We start from the raw sequence: 15223 nt of genomic DNA, 5'->3' as shown, positions 1-15223 counted from the left end.
AACAATGAGATAGAGCATTTCCGTCTTTCCTCCGAAAAACGCAAATGCTCTATAGCGAAGGAGAAAACGACATGTACAAGATCATTCTCGTATCCGGCGCGCTGGCGCTCTCGTCTGTCGCCACCAATGCGCTGGCCGACGGCGCCGTCACCGGTGCGGCCGGCGGCGCCATCACCGGCGCGATCGTCGGCGGCCCTGTGGGCGCTGCCATCGGCGGCGTGGCCGGTGCCGTCACCGGCGCCGTGATCGATCCGCCGCCGCGCGAGGTCGTCACCTACGTCCAGCAACAGCCGGCCCCGCCGTCCGCCGTCGTCGTGCAGCAGCCGATCGTCGTCGGCAAGCCGCTTCCGGCCGACGTGCAGGTGATCCCCGTGCCGGATAATCCGCGCTACGCCTATACGGTCGTCAACGACCGCCATGTGATCGTCGAGCCGCAGACCCATCGCGTGGTCCAGGTGATCGAATAAGATATCGAACAACGGCAAACGGCCCCGCTCCCGGGGCCGTTTCCATGCGTCCTGCCGGGAATCAGGGCTTGCGCGGCGTCGTCAGCACCTTGTCGTCGGTGTCGACCACGAACACGGCGAGCAGTTTTGCCGGTTCCGTCTTGCTGGCATTGGCGCTGACATCGTGCCGGTCGCCGGGAAGCTCGGTGAAATTCATTCCCTTGGTGAAGGTCTTCACCTCCCCGCCGTTCACCCCGCTCAGGATCGCTCCTTCGAGAACGGTCGCGTAGATGAGAGCCGACTTGGCATGGGTATGCGCAGAGCTGTAGCCGCCGGGCTCATATTCGACGAGCACGCCCTTGACGCTCTTGCCCGGATTGTCCGGCAGCACGTGAGCATAGACTTCCGTCACCCTGGCGCCCTTCGTCTCATAGACGAGTTCACCCTTGGCGACGTCGTACGCCGAGGCGGTTGTGACCGGAAGCACGAGCGCAGCCAGGGCATAAAGCATGGTCTTCATCAGGATTTCTCCACTTTCGTTTCATTGTTCTGTTGACGGAGCCAGTCCGCCAGCGTGATCCGGCCCTGGATGAAATCACCGGTCGGAACGAGCGAGGTGGCCGTGACCGGCGCCCCGAAATAGCCGAGCGAGGCATCCACCCCCACGGCGCGCCCGTCGCCCTTTGCGGCGAGATAGCTGCGCATTACCTGCGCGAACGCGCCGCGATCGGGACCGGCAAGATCGACGATGCCGTTGCGCGGATTTTCGAGCGCCACCTTGACCAGGGCAGCGGCGACATCGGCGGCGGCGATCGGTTGAAAGGCGATATCGGGAACCTTCAGCCCGGCGCCATCGGCATAGGCATCGGCCAGCGCATCCAGGAATTCATAGAACTGCGTGGCGCGCACGATCGTATAGTCCTGCCCGGACGCCTTCACCGCCTCCTCCTGCGCCTGCTTGCCGCCGACATAGGGATTGCCCGAAAGCCCGCTGGTCCCGACGATGGAAAGAACGACGTGATGGCGCACGCCGGCGGATTTTTCCGCTTCGGTCAGGTTGCGGCTGGCCGTCGCGAAGAAATTGCGGATCACCGGTTCGTCGAAGGACATGAGGTTGGAAACGTCGATCACCGCATCGGCCCCGGCAAGCGCGGCCTGCAGGCCCTCGCCGGTGAAGGCGTTGATCCCGTTTCGCGAACTGGCGGCGACGGCCTCGTGACCGGCATTGCGCAGAATGGCGACTGCTTTCGAACCGACGAGGCCCGTGCCGCCGATGACGACGACCTTCTTTGATGTGTTCATGTTATCTTTCTCCTATGACGCGGCGCGGTTGCCCGTCTTCCGTTCGTTGCGTTCAAGAAAAGCGCAGCCGCGCGCGGCGATGCTGCCGTCGTCGTCTGCAGCGACCTCCGCCGCAAGATCGGCGATCGTCACCTTGGCCAGTTCAGCGCGGTAGGCCTTCTCGGCCCTCAGCATCGCGGCGTTGATCTGGCATGGTCTGGTGAAATAGCGCGCCGGCAGGTGATTGGGACCGCGCCGGCGGATCTCGGCGCAGCGGAAGGCCGGCGCCGGCCCCTCCACCGCAAGCACGATATCGAGCAGATTGATCTCGTGAGGCGCCTTCGCCAGCCCGTAGCCGCCCTTCGGCCCCGGCACCGTGAGAAGAAGTCCCGCACCGGAAAGAGCCTGCAGGTGCTTCAGCAAATAGCTTGCCGAAACGCCGTGAAGCTCGGCAAGGGCCGCCGCCGACAGCACGCCCTGCTCGGACAATCCGCTGAGGAAGGTCATGCAATGAATTGCCTGTTCCACGCCTTCGCTGAGTTTCATCGGCTGTCTCCAATCATGGATAAACTTTATCCGTGATTATCGCAGCGGTCAATGTCGCTTCGGTGAACGATGCGTTCAGCGATCGTTTCCACACAGGTCCGCCGTGCAATTCGGCGCGCCGCATAAAGAAAAGGCCCCGCGATTGCGGAGCCTCAACCTCTCTTCCCTCGTGTGCGGCCTGTTCGGAGGATTATGCTGGGGCGGCGCAGCCCCGCCTCAGCCGCGATTGCGCAGCGCTTCGGCCTGCGCATAGAACTTCTTCTCCCACTCCTTGTGATTGTCGAGCCCTTCGCGGATGAACGGCGTGAAAATCGCAAGGTTGAGCAGGGTCCAGTTGATCAGCCGCGCCGGGAATTTCAGCGGCTTGACGAAATCGACGAAGAGGACGACGCGCGTCTTGTCCGTGTGGTTCCAGGCCTCGTGCTCGTAGGCATCGTCGAAGATCAGCGCCTTGCCCTCCTGCCAGTGGCAGATCTGGTCCTTGACGCGGATGGCGAGCTTGTCGGCCGGTTCCGGAACGATCATGCCGAGATGCAGGCGCAGCACGCCATTATAGGGGCCGCGATGGGCCGGCAGGTGTTTGCCGGGCTCGAAGATCGAAAACATCGCCGTCTTCAGGCCGGGGATCTTCTGCACCGCCTTCCAGGTTTCCGGGCAGGCCTGGATATTCTGCTCCGATTTCACCCCGAAGCCGAGGAGGAAGAAGGTCTTCCAGCGGTTATCCTTGGAAATCGTCTGCACGTCGGTGGAGATGTCCTGGAAGCTCGGCAGCTCGCTCTGGCGCAGGAGCACGCGGTCGAGCTCGGCGCGGATCTGCGGCCAGGCCTTTTCGACCTCCTTCGCCCAGGGAAACACCGCATTGTCGTAAACAGGCGGATTGCCGAGCTTGGCATATTTGAAGTTCAGGCCCTCCGCCCAGGCAACAATGCTCATGAAGAAGCGCGTGATCGCGCTCGGCCGGTCCATCGGGGCAATGCCGGCCGTGGCGAACTCCTGCGTCTGGGCTGCGGCGGCTGGTTTTTCGGGAAGGGTGGAGTTGGAGATAACGTCAGTCATGGGCTTTCCATTGGGGGGCTCAAGGAAATTGCATGGCCTGCCGCGCAAGAGCCGACACGAGGGTTACGCGTTGACCATTGAGCAAATATGGATAGTGCCGGGCGTCGCTCAAGTACACTTAAGTACAGGTTTTAGCGATGAATTGCCGCATGTTACCGCCGCCTTGCCGGGCGGCGGCAACGATCTCGAAAGCTATCGGGAGGAAGATCAGATCTTCAGTTCGCGGCGGTCGCGCTCCGTCACCATGGCGAGGTCGAGCACCTTCTGCAGATTGGCGGCATGGCGGAAAGTGGGGTCGTCCTGCTTGCCGGTCCTGACCGCTTCGGCAAAGCGCTGGTAGTTGGTCGGCACGGCCGGCACCGCGATGTCGCGCCAGGTGGCGCTTTCGATGTCCTCGCCGAAACAGCCGCGAAGGTCCGAACCGTCGGGGCGATGGTTGACTTCGAGACTGCCCTTCTCGCCGTAGATGCGCAGCTTCAGCTCGTTGAGATGGCCGGTCGCCCAGCGCGTCGCGTGAATGACGCCGAGCGCGCCGTTGGCAAAATCCACCGACATGGTGAAACTGTCGTTGGCATCGAGCAGATATTCGCCGATCTGCCCGCCCGGCGCCTTGTTGAAGGTCTTCAGCCGCGCAAACACATGGTCGATATCGGTGGCCGCGCCATAGGCGGCGAAATCGAGAATGTGGATGCCGACATCGCCGAGCACGCCGTTCGAGCCGTGGCCGGTCGACAAGCGCCACAGCCAGGTCGATTCCGTGCGCCAGTCGCCCCAGGCGCGCGAGACCAGCCAGCTCTGCAGGTAGGACGCCTCCACATGGCGGATCGTGCCGAGCTCGCCCGCCAGCACCATTTCGCGCGCCCGCTGCAGCGGTGCGACGTTGCGGTAGGTGAGGTTGACCATGTTGATGACGCCGGCCGCTTCCGCCGCCTCCGTCATCTCCAGCGCCTTCGGATAGTTCTCCGCCAGCGGCTTCTCGCACAGCACATGTTTGCCGGCGGCGATCAGGGCCATCGTCGTCGGGTGGTGGATGCGGTCAGGCGTAATATTGGTCGCCGCGTCGAATTCGCCCCAGGCGATCGCCTCGTCGAGCGACAGAAACCGCTTTTCGATATTGAACTTGTCGGCAAAGGCGGCAAGGCGGGTGGCATCCGTATCGACGGCGCCGACCACGTCCACGCCGTCGATGCGGGTGAAGTGGTCGAGCTGGTTCTTTGCCATCAGGCCCGTACCAAGAACGAGTAGTCGCATGGATGCTCCTCAGCGATAACCGGCTTCGCCGGCCTGGTGCAGTCTCGGGCCGCGTTCGACGATCGGCTCCAGGGCTTTTTCTACCGGCACATTTGGGGCGTCGGTAATGCTCTTCAATGCGCCCGCCGGGTTATAGGCCCACTTCACCCCGTTGATCAGCACCTTCTGCACGTTGGCATCGTGATAGGTCGGGTAGGTCTCGTGGCCGGGGCGGAAATAGAAGATGTTGCCGGCACCACGCCGCCAGGTCAGGCCCGAGCGGAACACCTCGCCGCCCTGGAACCAGGAGATGAACACCGTCTCCAGGGGCTCCGGCACGGAAAACTGCTCGCCGTACATTTCCTCGTTCTCCAGCTCGAAATGCTCGCCGAGGCCGGCGGCGATCGGGTGGCGCTGGTTGATCGTCCACAGCCGCTCGCGCTCGCCCGCCTCGCGCCATTTCAGCGCGCAGGGCGTGCCCATCAGCCGTTTGAAGATCTTGGAGAAATGGCCCGAATGCAGCACCAGCAGGCCCATGCCCTCCCAGACCCGTTTGGCGACGCGCTCGACGACGACGTCGGAAACCGCGCCGTGGTCCTTGTGGCCCCACCAGGTCAGGACGTCGGTCTCGGCAAGCCGGGCTTCGGAAAGACCGTGCTCCGGCTCCTGCAGCGTGGCCGTGGTCGCCGAAATCGCCGGGTCGCCGTTCAGCGCCTTGGCAATGGTCGTGTGCATGCCCTCGGGATAGATCTCGCGGACGATGGCATTGGTATTCTCATGGATGTTCTCACCCCAGACGACGGTGCGAATGGCCATGGCGATGCTCCTCTAGAACTTCTGGATATGTTCGGCAGGCGAAAAGGCGGGATTCAAAGCGCTTTGGAAAGATGGCCAGCCAAAACCGTTCCTCCTCCGCGTCGGAAGAAGACATAGACCTTTGCCGCGATTTTGACAAAGGGGATTTTCAGCCGCCGCACTGCCGGCAAAAATCCCCTTTCACATCAATGGGAAACGGTCTTGGAGAAGAGATTGACGACGACCACGCCCGCAATGATCAGCCCGAGCCCGATAATGGCGGGCGTATCCAGCCGCTGCTTGAAAAAGACGAGGCCGACGGAGGAAATCAGCACGATCCCCAAAGCGCTCCAGATCGCATAGGCGATGCCGACGGGAATATGTTTCAGCGTCAGCGACAGGCAGTAGAAGGCCGCCCCGTAGCAGGCGACGACGAGTGCTGTCGGCCCGAGCCGGGTAAACTGCTGGGACAGCTGAAGGGCGGTCGTGCCGATCACTTCGAGCACGATGGCTGCGACGAGCAGCCCGTAGACGGCAGCCGGGTTCATGGCGGTATTCCTTTTCAAACACGTTCCGCCCTGTGCGCGGAATTGTGCAATATCAAGCTCCAGCAATGCCGGCGAACGTGGGAGGCGCTCTGCGTCCGGACCTGCCTGGAAACGAAGGGGTGGAGCGTCCCCCGTCATCCTGAGAATGGAGGGAGGCCCCGGCTCTACTTGTGGGTCAGCTCGATGAGGCGGGCGATCAGCTCTCGCCTCAGTCCGTCGTCGATATCGTGGCTTTCCAGCGTATCCGCAAACCACAGGCCGTCGGCGGCAAACCGCACGATCAGCGTGTCGAGCGCCGAATCGGTGCCGATATATTCCTCGGCCCTTGCCGCCACCCATTCGCGCCACCGGTGGCGCAGCCGGGGTTCGGCCAAGAGCGCGATCGTCACCTGCGTCCAGCTTCGGGAATCGTCGGGCCGATCCTTCAGCCCGGACACCGCCTGCAGATAGGCGCGCGAGAAACGGCCCTGCGGCAGCGGATCGCCGCGCATCAGCTCGTCCATGTCGGCGTCGAACCTCTCGAGCAGGCTTTCGAACAGGGCGTCCAGCAGCGCATTCTTCGTGGGGAAGTGATGCAGCAGCCCGCCCTTGCTGACGCCCGACGCGGCCGAAACCGCATCGAGCGTGACGGCGCCCATGCCCTGCTCCCCGGCAAGACGCGCGGCGACCTCCAGCAGCTGCTGGCGAACGAGCACGGGTTGTTTCTTGCGATGGTGAGCGTTTGACATGGTTTTACAAAGATACCGTCCAGACGGTTTTGTCAAGGGAAATCTGCCGGAGCCCCTGCCCCGCAAGGGATTATGCGCGAAATGCCGCGCTGTTTTGATGACAGTTGCGATCCTTTTTGATCGGGTGCATCTAGAACACCGGACCGGGCCGCCTGAAACGGTTTTCGGACAATGCGATGCGAGAGACGGAGCCTGGGGGCGGCGCAGGGGTCAGCGCTGCGCCGGGACGGGTAATGAAGGGATGGTTTCGTGACGGAAAATGTCACCACACTCTATGAGGCGATCGGCGGCGATCCGGCCGTCCGGGCGCTGACGCATCGTTTCTACGAGCTGATGGATACGCTGCCGGAAGCAAGGCATGTGCGCGCCGTGCATCCGCCGGATCTCCAAGGCAGCGAGGAGAAATTCTACGAATATATGACCGGCTATCTCGGCGGCCCGCCGCTCTATACCGACAAGCGCGGCCATCCCCGCCTGCGCAGCCGCCATTTCGTGGCCGAGATCGGCCCGCTCGAACGCGACGAATGGCTGCTCTGCTTCCGCCGCGCGATCGACGAGACCATCGCCAGCAAGGCCCTGCGCGATCTCATCTGGGCGCCCGTCGAGCGCCTCGCCCACCACATGCAGAACAAGGAATAGCCATGAGCCTGAACGCGCGCCTGGAGCCGGTGCTCTATCTCTTCGCCGGCCTGTTCGGCCTTGCCGGGGTGGCCCTTGCCGCCCTTGCCGCCCACGGCGGCGGCGAGGCCCATCTCGCAGCTTCCGCCTCCGCCATGTGCCTCGCCCACGCCCCGGCCCTTCTGGCCCTGGCGATCGGCGCGGCCAGGGTTAGAACCGCCTGGCTCGCCGGCTTGCTGATGATCGTGGGAACCCTGCTCTTTGCCGGCGACCTCGTCACCCTGCGCTTCACCGGCGCCGGCCTCTTCCCCTATGCCGCGCCGACCGGCGGCTGGGGGATGATGCTGGGCTGGCTGGCGGTCTCTGCGAGCGCCTTCTGGCGGGTGCGGGCCTAACCCACCCCCCCTTCTGCCCCTCGGGGAGAAGGTGCCCGAAGGGCGGATGATGGGCTGCGATGGCCGACCGTAATTTTGTTAGACATCAACGAGGTTTCGGCCTGTAGTAGGGTCGGAAGTCGGAAACGACCAGATTGTCGGCGCCGCGCCCGGAGCCCCCTCATCCGACCCTTCGGGCCACCTTCTCCCCGCTGGGGAGAAGGGGATGAGCAAGCGGCAGACTACGCCGCCAAAACGCAGGCCGCTTACACGCCCTCGACCACGTTGAAACCTTCAAATACCGGCGGCCCCTTGTACATGGCCTTGTTGTCCCCGGCATTGCGATGGGCGGCGCGGAAATTCTCCGACTTCGTCCAGTTCTGGAAATCCTCTTCGCTCGCCCAGAGCGTATGCGAGGAAAACAGCGTGTAGCCTTCCTCCGCATTGGCCTTGCCGCGCAGCAGGCGGAATTCGACGAAGCCCGGAACCTGCGACAGGCCGGAATCGCGGTTGCGCCAGACATTCTCGAAATCGCCTTCGGCGCCGGCGGCCACCTTGAAGCGGTTCATCGCGATATACATCGAAAATTCCTCACGCCTTCTTCCTGCTCGCCCGCTGCGCATAGCGCGGAAAGGCGACGATATTATTGCCGGCGGCCGCATCCGCGCCGACGGGCCTTGCGGCCGCCTCGCCGGGCATGCGCGCTTCCCAGGCGGGAAACAGCACGACATTGGGATAGCTGCGCTGGCGCGCCGCATTTTCCAGGAAAACCGCGTAAAGCTCCGGCACCAGGCCGTCGCCGCCATGTGCGGCAAGCTTGTGCAGGCCGATCATCGTAAACCCGTCAGGGCGTTCGTCGTTCATCGGGAATTGTCTCGTTCGTTCATCGTCTGCAGCGCACGCTCCAGGCTGGACTTGCTGCCGTTGCGCAGCGGAATGAAAGCCTTGCTGAACTTCTTGCAGCCGGTCTTCACCCGCAGGCAGGCATCGTGGCTGATACAGTCGATGGGGCAGAAGACGCAGTCCACGGAGGGAAGCAGCGTATCGATGCGCGAAACGGCTTCGCGAAGGCCGCCGTCGTGATGGATGAGTTCCGCCCCGAAGCTGCTGGCAATCTCGCGCAAATGCGCCACCTGGCAATCGCGGCCGCCGACATAGAGGAAACTGCGGCCATCCAGCTTGGAGCGCCCCGAGGAGGCCTGTCTGCTCTCCTGATCGGCCTGAACGCGGATCTCCCGGTTCGCCCCCTTCTTCGCCTTGCGAGCCATTTACCACCCGTTCGCTCGTTGATCGTCACACGATTCCTGCGTGTGCGAACGGACCTTATTAAACTTGATTTTTAGAGTAAAGTATAAAGTTGAATGTTTTAATCATATTATCGCGGCGTGATCTCGATCGGCACCGACATGGTCATCGACTGGCCGCCCGGCGGCGGGCTGAAAGGCGCCGCGCGGCGCACCGCATCAAGGGCGAGCTGGTCGATTTCCGGAACGCCCGATCCCCGCGATACGCGCGCCGACGTCAGGCTGCCGCTGCCGCTCACCGAGAAAGTGACGACGACGCTGCCCTGAACGCCGCGAGGCTGCCTGATGGCGCGACGGATACGGCTTCGAACCTTGCCGGTATAATTTGCCGTCGCGGCGGTCCCGATGCCGCTATTGTTGCCGGCGGCCCGCGAATTGCTGTCCGATTGCGCCTGCGAGGTGCCTTCGGCCACGCCGCGCTGGGAATCCTGCTGGCCTTCGCCGCGCGAACCCGCCGTCTTCTTCGGCGGCCGCTTTTTCTCGACCGGCTTCGGCTTTTCCTGCACTGTCGGCTTCGGTTTCGGCGCCGGGGTCACGACCTCCTGCGGCTGCTCCGGCTCGGGCTGGATTTCCGCCGTTTCGACCGGCTTGACTTCCTCCGGCACCGTCGCCGTCTCGACAGGCTGAACCTCTGCCGGCTGCACTTCGGAACTGACCGTATCGACAGGCGTCGGCTGTTCGGGAACGACCGTCGACATCGGCTGCACGACGGATTCCTCTGCCGGCACTTCGGAGACCAGGATTTCCGGCTCGACGGCCGCAGCCGTCTCGGGCGAGACGCGCGTCACTTCCTGCGCCGGCGCCGGCTGAACGGGATCCTGCGTCTCGGCCGGCGCAAGCGCCGTCGGCTGAACGGTTTCGGGCTGGACCTCCGCCGTCTGCGTTTCCGTCGGCTGGATCGTATCGGGTTCGACCGCCTCCGGGATGATTTCTTCCTGGACGGTCGTTTCCGTCTCGCCGGCGGCCGTCTGGTCGACATCGGAATTGCCGTACATGACGACGCTGACAGCCTCGCCGGCTTCCTCGATCGCCTCCTCGGGCGCCTTGGGAAAAGCGACGATCAGCGCAGTCGCCAACGCCGCATGGAAGATCAGCGAGCAGATGCAGGTCAGCGTCAGCCGCCGCCGCACCGGCGCCTTTTCGTCCTCCTGCTTTTCCACCGCCGCATCCATCGGCGGCGGCGCGGAGGCAACGGCCGGCGCCGCTTGCGGATGATCGGGGAAGGACGAGATCTGCGCAAAACGCGCATAGTGGATGACCTGCTCGCCGGCCGGCTGGCGCTGCGCGTTGCGCAGGTCGGACAGTTCGTGGCCGGGATGCATGCCGGGCGTGTTGTCGTTCAGGCTGCCGTCAGCGCTCGCCTCCTCGATGAGCACGTGTCTCGATCTGGATTTCGCTGAAATTGCCATTTTACGCCTCGGACAGACTGCAACATGCGCGCCGGGCTTCGGCCCGGCCTGGGTTTAGCCTTCGACCCGCCTTAACCCTCGAAAGGAACGGAGATCTGCGAGCGGGTCACGAGACCCTTCATGCATTCGCCGGTCGCCGGCCCGTCGCAGACCGGCGTATCGTTGATGATGATGCGCGTGACCGTCTCGCACTTGACGTTGGGCATATCGAACTGGCGCACGCGCTTCTTGCCCTGCGGCAGGTCGCGGAAGTCGAGCACGGTGATGCGGTCGACGGCGTTCTTGTCGTTGAAGAAGGCGAGCTCGAAGGAGATCTTGTTGATCGGCGCCGCCAGGTTGTTTTCGGCCACGAAGGTCATCATGCAGCCCTTCTGCGAGGGCGCCAGCGCGTTAAGCTCGACATCGAGTCCGGCGGCGGGGGCACTGGCGGCCGCTGCCGCATCCTGCGCATGGGCCCCGGCCACGCCCGACACCGAAAACAGCACGCTGGCCGCAAAAGCAGCAAACCGACCCATCATTATCGTCTCTCCATATGGCAAATTGGCTGCTGCCGGCGGGTTCGCAGCAGCCCGATCAAAAACTTGACTGCGATTGTCTTCAATTATTGCGTCTTTAAAAAACTATGAGTATGAAAGTCAAGATAAATGTCACCGGAACCGGGGTCTTGACCCCCGCAATCACGGAATAAGCCAACCGAAATGATGGTTGAAAAGCCAGATACATTTAAGCTCGCACCGCCGCGCAACGAAGCTGCGGCGGCCGATATCCGCGTTCTCGAAAGCGGCGACCTTTTTGCCGGCACCAACGAGATCATGATTCGGCACGACGGCCTGATCTACCGCCTGAAGATCACCCGTCAGGGCAAACTCATTCTCAACAAGTAAGCTTGACAGCAGGGTAGGACATGACCGAGCAGACCAGACCGGCACCAGCAGAAATCCGCGCGTTCCGCGCCGAAAATCCGAAGATGCGCGAGCGCGACATTGCCGCGCAGCTCAAGATTTCCGAAGCCGCCCTCGTCGCCGCCGAAGTCGGCATCAGTGCAACGCGCATCGATGCCAGCGCCGCTAGGCTCCTGGAGCGCGTCGCCGATCTCGGCGAGGTCCTGGCGCTGTCGCGCAACGAAAGCGCCGTTCACGAGAAGATCGGCGTCTACGAAAACATCAAGGTCGGCGAACACAACGCGATCGTGCTCGGCGAAAACATCGACCTGCGCATCTTCCCGAGCCGCTGGGCACATGCCTTTGCCGTCACCAAGAAGGACGGCGACACCGAGCGCCTCAGCCTCCAGTATTTCGACAGGACCGGCAGCGCCATCCACAAGATCCACCTGCGCCCGGCATCCAATGTCGAAGCCTACCGCCGCATCGTCGCCGAGCTGACGCTGGAAGACCAGAGCCAGGAATTCGCGGAGGCCGAAGCCTCCTTCGCCTCCGACGAGGACGGCAACGTCAGCAAGGAGGAACTGCGCGACAACTGGAGCAAGATGACCGACACGCACGAGTTCTTCGGCATGCTGAAGCGCCTGAAGATCGGCCGGCAGGCCGCCGTGCGCACCGTCGGCGACGACTACGCCTGGAAACTCGACAACAGGGCGACGGCCGAAATGATGCACGCCTCCGTCAAGTCGGGCCTGCCGATCATGTGCTTCGTTGCCAATAACGGCATCGTCCAGATCCATTCCGGACCGATCTTCAACGTCCAGCCGATGGGTCCGTGGATCAATATCCTCGACGAGACCTTCCACCTGCACCTGCGCCAGGACCACATTGCCGAGACCTGGGCCGTGCGCAAGCCGACCAGGGACGGCCACGTCACCTCGCTCGAAGCCTATGACGCCAACGGCGATATGATTATCCAGTTCTTCGGCAAGCGGAAGGAAGGCTCCGACGAGCGCGCCGAATGGCGCCAGATCATGGAAAACCTGCCGCGGGCCGCAAGCGTGGCCGCGTGAGGATCGGAGCGATGAAGATGCCTCACAACCTGCGCCGGATCCGCCTCTGGGAACTGGCTTTGAGCGCTGCCGTCATGGCCCTGCCGCTGATCCCGGCCGCACCGGCGGGCGAGGGTTACGCTTTCGTCCGCGCCGCCCATGCCGAGGAGAAGAAGCTCGATACGTCGCGGCTGGTTTCGGTCGGCGGCGACGTCACCGAGATCATCTACGCGCTCGGCGAGCAAGGCCGGCTGATCGCCCGCGACACGACGAGCATGTATCCGGAAGCCGCGCTGAAACTGCCCGATGTCGGCTACATGCGCGCCCTTTCCCCGGAAGGCATTCTCGCCATGAACCCGACGGCGATCATCGCCGTCGAGGGTTCCGGCCCACAGGAAGCGCTGAACGTTCTGAAGAATGCCAGCGTGCCCTTCGAAACCGTTCCCAACGCCTATACGCGTGACGGCATCATCGCCAAGATCGACCGCGTCGGCACGCTCCTGAACGTGCCGGAAAAGGCCAAGGCGCTGGAAGAAAAGGTCGGCGCCGATCTCGATGCCGCGGTCGCCGATGCCGCAAAGCGCCCCGAGGCCGAGCGCAAGCGGGTGCTTTTCATCCTGAGCGCCCAGAACGGCCGCATCATGGCCTCGGGCACCGGCACGGCCGCCGACGGCGTCATCAAGCTTGCCGGCGCCGTCAACGCGATCGGCGAATTCCCCGGCTACAAGCCGCTCACCGACGAGGCGATCGTCAGCGCCAGGCCCGACGTCATCCTGATGATGAACCGCGGCGACGGCGCGGGTACGAAGAACGAGGACCTGCTGGCCCAGCCGGCGATCGCGATCACGCCCGCCGGCGAGAAGAAGGCGATCATCCGCATGGACGGCCTGCACCTGCTGGGCTTCGGCCCGCGCACGGCGAGCGCCGTGCGCGAGCTCAACGCGGCGATCTACGGGGGCTGACGATGGCCGTTCCGGAAGCCATGACGGACAACAGGCGATCCCTTTCGGCGGCATTCCGCAAAAGCCGGCAGGCGGGCGACAGGACCGAACTCGCCCTGCTGGCAATCGCCTTCCTCCTCGTGGCTTCCGTCTTCGCCCTGCTCTTCTCCGTCACGACAGGGGCCTCGGACGCCTCCATCCTCGATGTCGTGAGAAACATGGCGGGGTCGCAAACGGCTCTCAGCGCCCGCGACCGCATCATCATTTTCGATATCCGCCTGCCGCGCGCCATTCTCGGCTTCCTGATCGGCGGATCGCTTGCCGTGTCCGGCGCGGTCATGCAGGGCCTGTTCCGCAATCCGCTCGCCGATCCCGGCCTTGTCGGCGTTTCCTCCGGCGCGGGCTTGGGCGCCGTCGTCATGATCGTGCTCGGCGGCAGCGTCGCAGCGCCGCTCTACCTGGCCCTCGGCATCTATGCCCTGCCGCTCGCAGCCTTCGGCGGCGGCCTTGCCACCACGCTGCTGCTCTACCGCGTCGCCACCAGCAACGGCCGGACCTCGGTCGCCACGATGCTGCTTGCCGGCATCGCGCTCGGCGCGCTCGCCGGCGCACTGACGGGCGTGCTGATCTATATGGCCAACGACCAGCAGCTGCGCGACCTCACCTTCTGGGGCATGGGCTCGCTTGCCGGCGCCACCTGGATCAAGATATCGGCTGCCGGCCCGATCATTCTCCTCTCCTTCGTCGCCCTGCCCTTCATGGCGCGCGGGCTGAACGCCATCACGCTCGGCGAGGCCGCCGCCTTCCACATGGGCGTGCCGGTGCAGCGGCTGAAGAATGTCGCCATCGTCACCGTGGCGGCCGCAACCGGCGCCTCCGTTGCCGTCAGCGGCGGCATCGGCTTCGTCGGCATCGTCGTGCCGCACATCCTGCGCATGGCAATCGGCCCCGACCACCGTTTCCTGCTGCCGGCCTCGGCTTTGCTCGGCGGCTCGCTGCTGATCTTTGCCGACGTGCTGGCCCGCACCATCGTCGCCCCCGCCGAACTGCCGATCGGCATCATCACGGCGGCCGTCGGCGGCCCCTTCTTCCTGTGGATCCTGCTGCGGCAGCGCTCGCGCCTTGCCCTTTGAGTTTGCCCCGATGATCGAAGTTTCCGGCGTCAGCGTGCGCCTTTCCGGCAAGACCATCGTGCAGCATGTCGCCTTCGCCGCAAGGGCCGGCGAACTGACCGCCATTGCCGGCCCCAACGGCTCCGGCAAGACGACGACGATGAAGGCCGTTTCCGGGGAACTCGCCTATGACGGCTCGGTGCTCCTGAACGGCGAGGAAGTGCGCACGCTCAAACCCTGGCAGCTTGCCTCGGTTCGCGGCGTGCTGCCGCAGGCAAGCAGCATTTCCTTTCCCTTCACGGTGCGGGAAATCGTCCGCATGGGGCTGACCTCCGGCCTCAACCTTCATGCCGACCAGGCCGATGCAACGGCCGCCAGAGCGCTTGCCGCCGTCGATCTCATGGGCTTCGAAGGGCGCTTCTACCAGGAGCTTTCCGGCGGCGAGCAGCAGCGCGTGCAGCTGGCCCGCGTTCTCTGCCAGATCGCCGAGCCCACCGTCGGCGGCAAGCCCTGCTGGCTGCTGCTGGACGAGCCGGTCTCCAGCCTCGATATCAGCCACCAGCTGACGATCATGCGGCTGGCGCGGAATTTCTGCGAGCGCGGCGGCGGGGTGATCGCGGTCATGCACGATCTCAACCTGACGGCCCTTTTCGCCGACAGGATCGTGCTGATGAAATCCGGCCGGCTGGCCGCTTCCGGCACCGTGCGCGAGGTGCTGACGGACGAATGCATGCAATCCGTCTTCGGCTGCCCGCTACGCGTCAATCAGGTGCCGTCCGACGGCACGCCTTTCGTGCTGGCCCACAGCGCGCTTGCCGCCGGCTAGGAACCTTTCCCGCCCGAATGCGTTGTCCGCAATGATTTGGGTCAAAGCCGGGCGCTCCCTTCCGTGCCATTGATGG

The 15223-nt window shown here is 64.0% G+C and carries 21 protein-coding genes; 8 read left to right on the top strand and 13 right to left on the bottom strand.

Annotation, left to right across the window (positions count from 1 at the left end; genetic code table 11):
- Window positions 1-71: 71 nt before the first annotated feature.
- Entirely contained in the window at window positions 72-467 is a 396-nt protein-coding gene (locus ACU8HS_RS14945; protein WP_112706065.1) for a DUF1236 domain-containing protein, read from the top strand.
- A gap of 61 nt (window positions 468-528) precedes the next feature.
- On the opposite strand, the gene ACU8HS_RS14940 is transcribed toward ACU8HS_RS14945, so the two are convergent.
- The 8 genes from ACU8HS_RS14940 to ACU8HS_RS14905 form a co-directional block, all read right to left on the bottom strand.
- Window positions 529-969: a cupin domain-containing protein gene (locus ACU8HS_RS14940; protein WP_447015909.1), complete on the bottom strand. Its 441-nt coding sequence runs from the start codon at window positions 967-969 to the stop codon at window positions 529-531.
- Window positions 966-1748 carry an SDR family oxidoreductase gene (locus ACU8HS_RS14935; protein ID WP_447014639.1) on the bottom strand — a complete coding sequence of 261 codons (783 nt, stop codon included), beginning with the start codon at window positions 1746-1748 and terminating at the stop codon, window positions 966-968. The genes ACU8HS_RS14940 and ACU8HS_RS14935 overlap by 4 nt, the downstream gene beginning before the upstream one ends.
- Window positions 1749-1760: 12 nt before the next feature.
- Window positions 1761-2273, bottom strand: a complete 513-nt coding sequence (locus tag ACU8HS_RS14930; RefSeq protein WP_447014638.1) for an RrF2 family transcriptional regulator — start codon at window positions 2271-2273, stop codon at window positions 1761-1763.
- Between the two features lie 216 nt (window positions 2274-2489).
- A complete protein-coding gene (locus tag ACU8HS_RS14925; RefSeq protein WP_113412079.1) occupies window positions 2490-3329 on the bottom strand; it encodes an aspartyl/asparaginyl beta-hydroxylase domain-containing protein in 840 nt (279 codons plus the stop codon).
- 207 nt (window positions 3330-3536) lie between these two features.
- On the bottom strand, window positions 3537-4580 hold the full coding sequence (locus ACU8HS_RS14920; RefSeq protein ID WP_447014637.1) for a Gfo/Idh/MocA family protein: 1044 nt from the start codon (window positions 4578-4580) through the stop codon (window positions 3537-3539).
- Window positions 4581-4589: 9 nt separating this feature from the next.
- A complete protein-coding gene (locus ACU8HS_RS14915) occupies window positions 4590-5375 on the bottom strand; it encodes a ThuA domain-containing protein (RefSeq protein ID WP_447014636.1) in 786 nt (261 codons plus the stop codon).
- 185 nt (window positions 5376-5560) lie between these two features.
- Window positions 5561-5902: a DMT family transporter gene (locus ACU8HS_RS14910; protein WP_112562693.1), complete on the bottom strand. Its 342-nt coding sequence runs from the start codon at window positions 5900-5902 to the stop codon at window positions 5561-5563.
- Between the two features lie 164 nt (window positions 5903-6066).
- A complete protein-coding gene (locus tag ACU8HS_RS14905; protein ID WP_112562695.1) occupies window positions 6067-6630 on the bottom strand; it encodes a TetR/AcrR family transcriptional regulator in 564 nt (187 codons plus the stop codon).
- A gap of 249 nt (window positions 6631-6879) precedes the next feature.
- Here ACU8HS_RS14905 and ACU8HS_RS14900 point away from each other — a divergent pair, with 249 nt between their 5' ends.
- Complete coding sequence (locus ACU8HS_RS14900; RefSeq protein ID WP_112562697.1) at window positions 6880-7269, top strand: group II truncated hemoglobin; 390 nt, start codon at window positions 6880-6882, stop codon at window positions 7267-7269.
- 2 nt (window positions 7270-7271) lie between these two features.
- Window positions 7272-7643 carry a DUF423 domain-containing protein gene (locus tag ACU8HS_RS14895; protein WP_113413581.1) on the top strand — a complete coding sequence of 124 codons (372 nt, stop codon included), beginning with the start codon at window positions 7272-7274 and terminating at the stop codon, window positions 7641-7643.
- A gap of 245 nt (window positions 7644-7888) precedes the next feature.
- Here ACU8HS_RS14895 and ACU8HS_RS14890 read toward each other — a convergent pair whose 3' ends face one another.
- The 5 genes from ACU8HS_RS14890 to ACU8HS_RS14870 all read right to left on the bottom strand — a co-directional run bounded on the left by ACU8HS_RS14890 (window position 7889) and on the right by ACU8HS_RS14870 (window position 10853).
- A complete protein-coding gene (locus ACU8HS_RS14890) occupies window positions 7889-8203 on the bottom strand; it encodes an antibiotic biosynthesis monooxygenase family protein (protein ID WP_112562701.1) in 315 nt (104 codons plus the stop codon).
- A 10-nt stretch (window positions 8204-8213) separates the two neighbouring features.
- Complete coding sequence (locus tag ACU8HS_RS14885; RefSeq protein WP_113413579.1) at window positions 8214-8486, bottom strand: hypothetical protein; 273 nt, start codon at window positions 8484-8486, stop codon at window positions 8214-8216.
- Window positions 8483-8890, bottom strand: coding sequence for a DUF2325 domain-containing protein (locus tag ACU8HS_RS14880; protein WP_112705918.1), 408 nt, complete (start codon window positions 8888-8890; stop codon window positions 8483-8485). Before ACU8HS_RS14880 ends, ACU8HS_RS14885 begins: the two co-directional genes overlap by 4 nt.
- A gap of 107 nt (window positions 8891-8997) precedes the next feature.
- Window positions 8998-10335, bottom strand: coding sequence for a TonB family protein (locus ACU8HS_RS14875; protein ID WP_447014635.1), 1338 nt, complete (start codon window positions 10333-10335; stop codon window positions 8998-9000).
- 71 nt (window positions 10336-10406) lie between these two features.
- Window positions 10407-10853, bottom strand: a complete 447-nt coding sequence (locus tag ACU8HS_RS14870) for a hypothetical protein (RefSeq protein ID WP_447014634.1) — start codon at window positions 10851-10853, stop codon at window positions 10407-10409.
- Window positions 10854-11033: 180 nt separating this feature from the next.
- On the opposite strand from ACU8HS_RS14870, the gene hemP reads away from it, so the two are divergent.
- From hemP to ACU8HS_RS14845, 5 genes are read left to right on the top strand one after another with little or no spacing between them, the layout of a single operon-like run.
- On the top strand, window positions 11034-11219 hold the full coding sequence (gene hemP / locus ACU8HS_RS14865; protein WP_112562711.1) for a hemin uptake protein HemP: 186 nt from the start codon (window positions 11034-11036) through the stop codon (window positions 11217-11219).
- Between the two features lie 20 nt (window positions 11220-11239).
- Complete coding sequence (locus tag ACU8HS_RS14860) at window positions 11240-12289, top strand: ChuX/HutX family heme-like substrate-binding protein (protein WP_112705921.1); 1050 nt, start codon at window positions 11240-11242, stop codon at window positions 12287-12289.
- Window positions 12290-12300: 11 nt separating this feature from the next.
- Window positions 12301-13230, top strand: coding sequence for a heme/hemin ABC transporter substrate-binding protein (locus ACU8HS_RS14855; RefSeq protein WP_447014633.1), 930 nt, complete (start codon window positions 12301-12303; stop codon window positions 13228-13230).
- Between the two features lie 2 nt (window positions 13231-13232).
- Complete coding sequence (locus ACU8HS_RS14850) at window positions 13233-14342, top strand: iron ABC transporter permease (protein ID WP_112562717.1); 1110 nt, start codon at window positions 13233-13235, stop codon at window positions 14340-14342.
- A 10-nt stretch (window positions 14343-14352) separates the two neighbouring features.
- Window positions 14353-15147 (top strand): heme ABC transporter ATP-binding protein, encoded by a 795-nt coding sequence (locus ACU8HS_RS14845; RefSeq protein WP_447014632.1) that lies wholly within the window; start codon window positions 14353-14355, stop codon window positions 15145-15147.
- Window positions 15148-15223: the final 76 nt, after the last annotated feature.

The organism is Rhizobium sp. KDH_Rht_773_N (assembly GCF_052946295.1).
Note: the sequence above shows the minus strand (reverse complement) of the source record. Positions and strands in the feature narration are given on the sequence as shown.

Coding starts and splice junctions, on each gene's coding strand:
- ACU8HS_RS14875 (WP_447014635.1), bottom strand. CDS start 10,335: ATGGCAATTTCAGCGAAATCCAGATCGAGACACGTGCTCATCGAGGAG.
- ACU8HS_RS14905 (WP_112562695.1), bottom strand. CDS start 6,630: ATGTCAAACGCTCACCATCGCAAGAAACAACCCGTGCTCGTTCGCCAG.
- ACU8HS_RS14930 (WP_447014638.1), bottom strand. CDS start 2,273: ATGAAACTCAGCGAAGGCGTGGAACAGGCAATTCATTGCATGACCTTC.
- ACU8HS_RS14910 (WP_112562693.1), bottom strand. CDS start 5,902: ATGAACCCGGCTGCCGTCTACGGGCTGCTCGTCGCAGCCATCGTGCTC.
- ACU8HS_RS14920 (WP_447014637.1), bottom strand. CDS start 4,580: ATGCGACTACTCGTTCTTGGTACGGGCCTGATGGCAAAGAACCAGCTC.
- ACU8HS_RS14850 (WP_112562717.1), top strand. CDS start 13,233: ATGGCCGTTCCGGAAGCCATGACGGACAACAGGCGATCCCTTTCGGCG.
- ACU8HS_RS14860 (WP_112705921.1), top strand. CDS start 11,240: ATGACCGAGCAGACCAGACCGGCACCAGCAGAAATCCGCGCGTTCCGC.
- ACU8HS_RS14945 (WP_112706065.1), top strand. CDS start 72: ATGTACAAGATCATTCTCGTATCCGGCGCGCTGGCGCTCTCGTCTGTC.
- ACU8HS_RS14935 (WP_447014639.1), bottom strand. CDS start 1,748: ATGAACACATCAAAGAAGGTCGTCGTCATCGGCGGCACGGGCCTCGTC.
- hemP (WP_112562711.1), top strand. CDS start 11,034: ATGATGGTTGAAAAGCCAGATACATTTAAGCTCGCACCGCCGCGCAAC.
- ACU8HS_RS14895 (WP_113413581.1), top strand. CDS start 7,272: ATGAGCCTGAACGCGCGCCTGGAGCCGGTGCTCTATCTCTTCGCCGGC.
- ACU8HS_RS14925 (WP_113412079.1), bottom strand. CDS start 3,329: ATGACTGACGTTATCTCCAACTCCACCCTTCCCGAAAAACCAGCCGCC.
- ACU8HS_RS14855 (WP_447014633.1), top strand. CDS start 12,301: ATGAAGATGCCTCACAACCTGCGCCGGATCCGCCTCTGGGAACTGGCT.
- ACU8HS_RS14870 (WP_447014634.1), bottom strand. CDS start 10,853: ATGATGGGTCGGTTTGCTGCTTTTGCGGCCAGCGTGCTGTTTTCGGTG.
- ACU8HS_RS14880 (WP_112705918.1), bottom strand. CDS start 8,890: ATGGCTCGCAAGGCGAAGAAGGGGGCGAACCGGGAGATCCGCGTTCAG.
- ACU8HS_RS14915 (WP_447014636.1), bottom strand. CDS start 5,375: ATGGCCATTCGCACCGTCGTCTGGGGTGAGAACATCCATGAGAATACC.
- ACU8HS_RS14890 (WP_112562701.1), bottom strand. CDS start 8,203: ATGTATATCGCGATGAACCGCTTCAAGGTGGCCGCCGGCGCCGAAGGC.
- ACU8HS_RS14885 (WP_113413579.1), bottom strand. CDS start 8,486: ATGAACGACGAACGCCCTGACGGGTTTACGATGATCGGCCTGCACAAG.
- ACU8HS_RS14845 (WP_447014632.1), top strand. CDS start 14,353: ATGATCGAAGTTTCCGGCGTCAGCGTGCGCCTTTCCGGCAAGACCATC.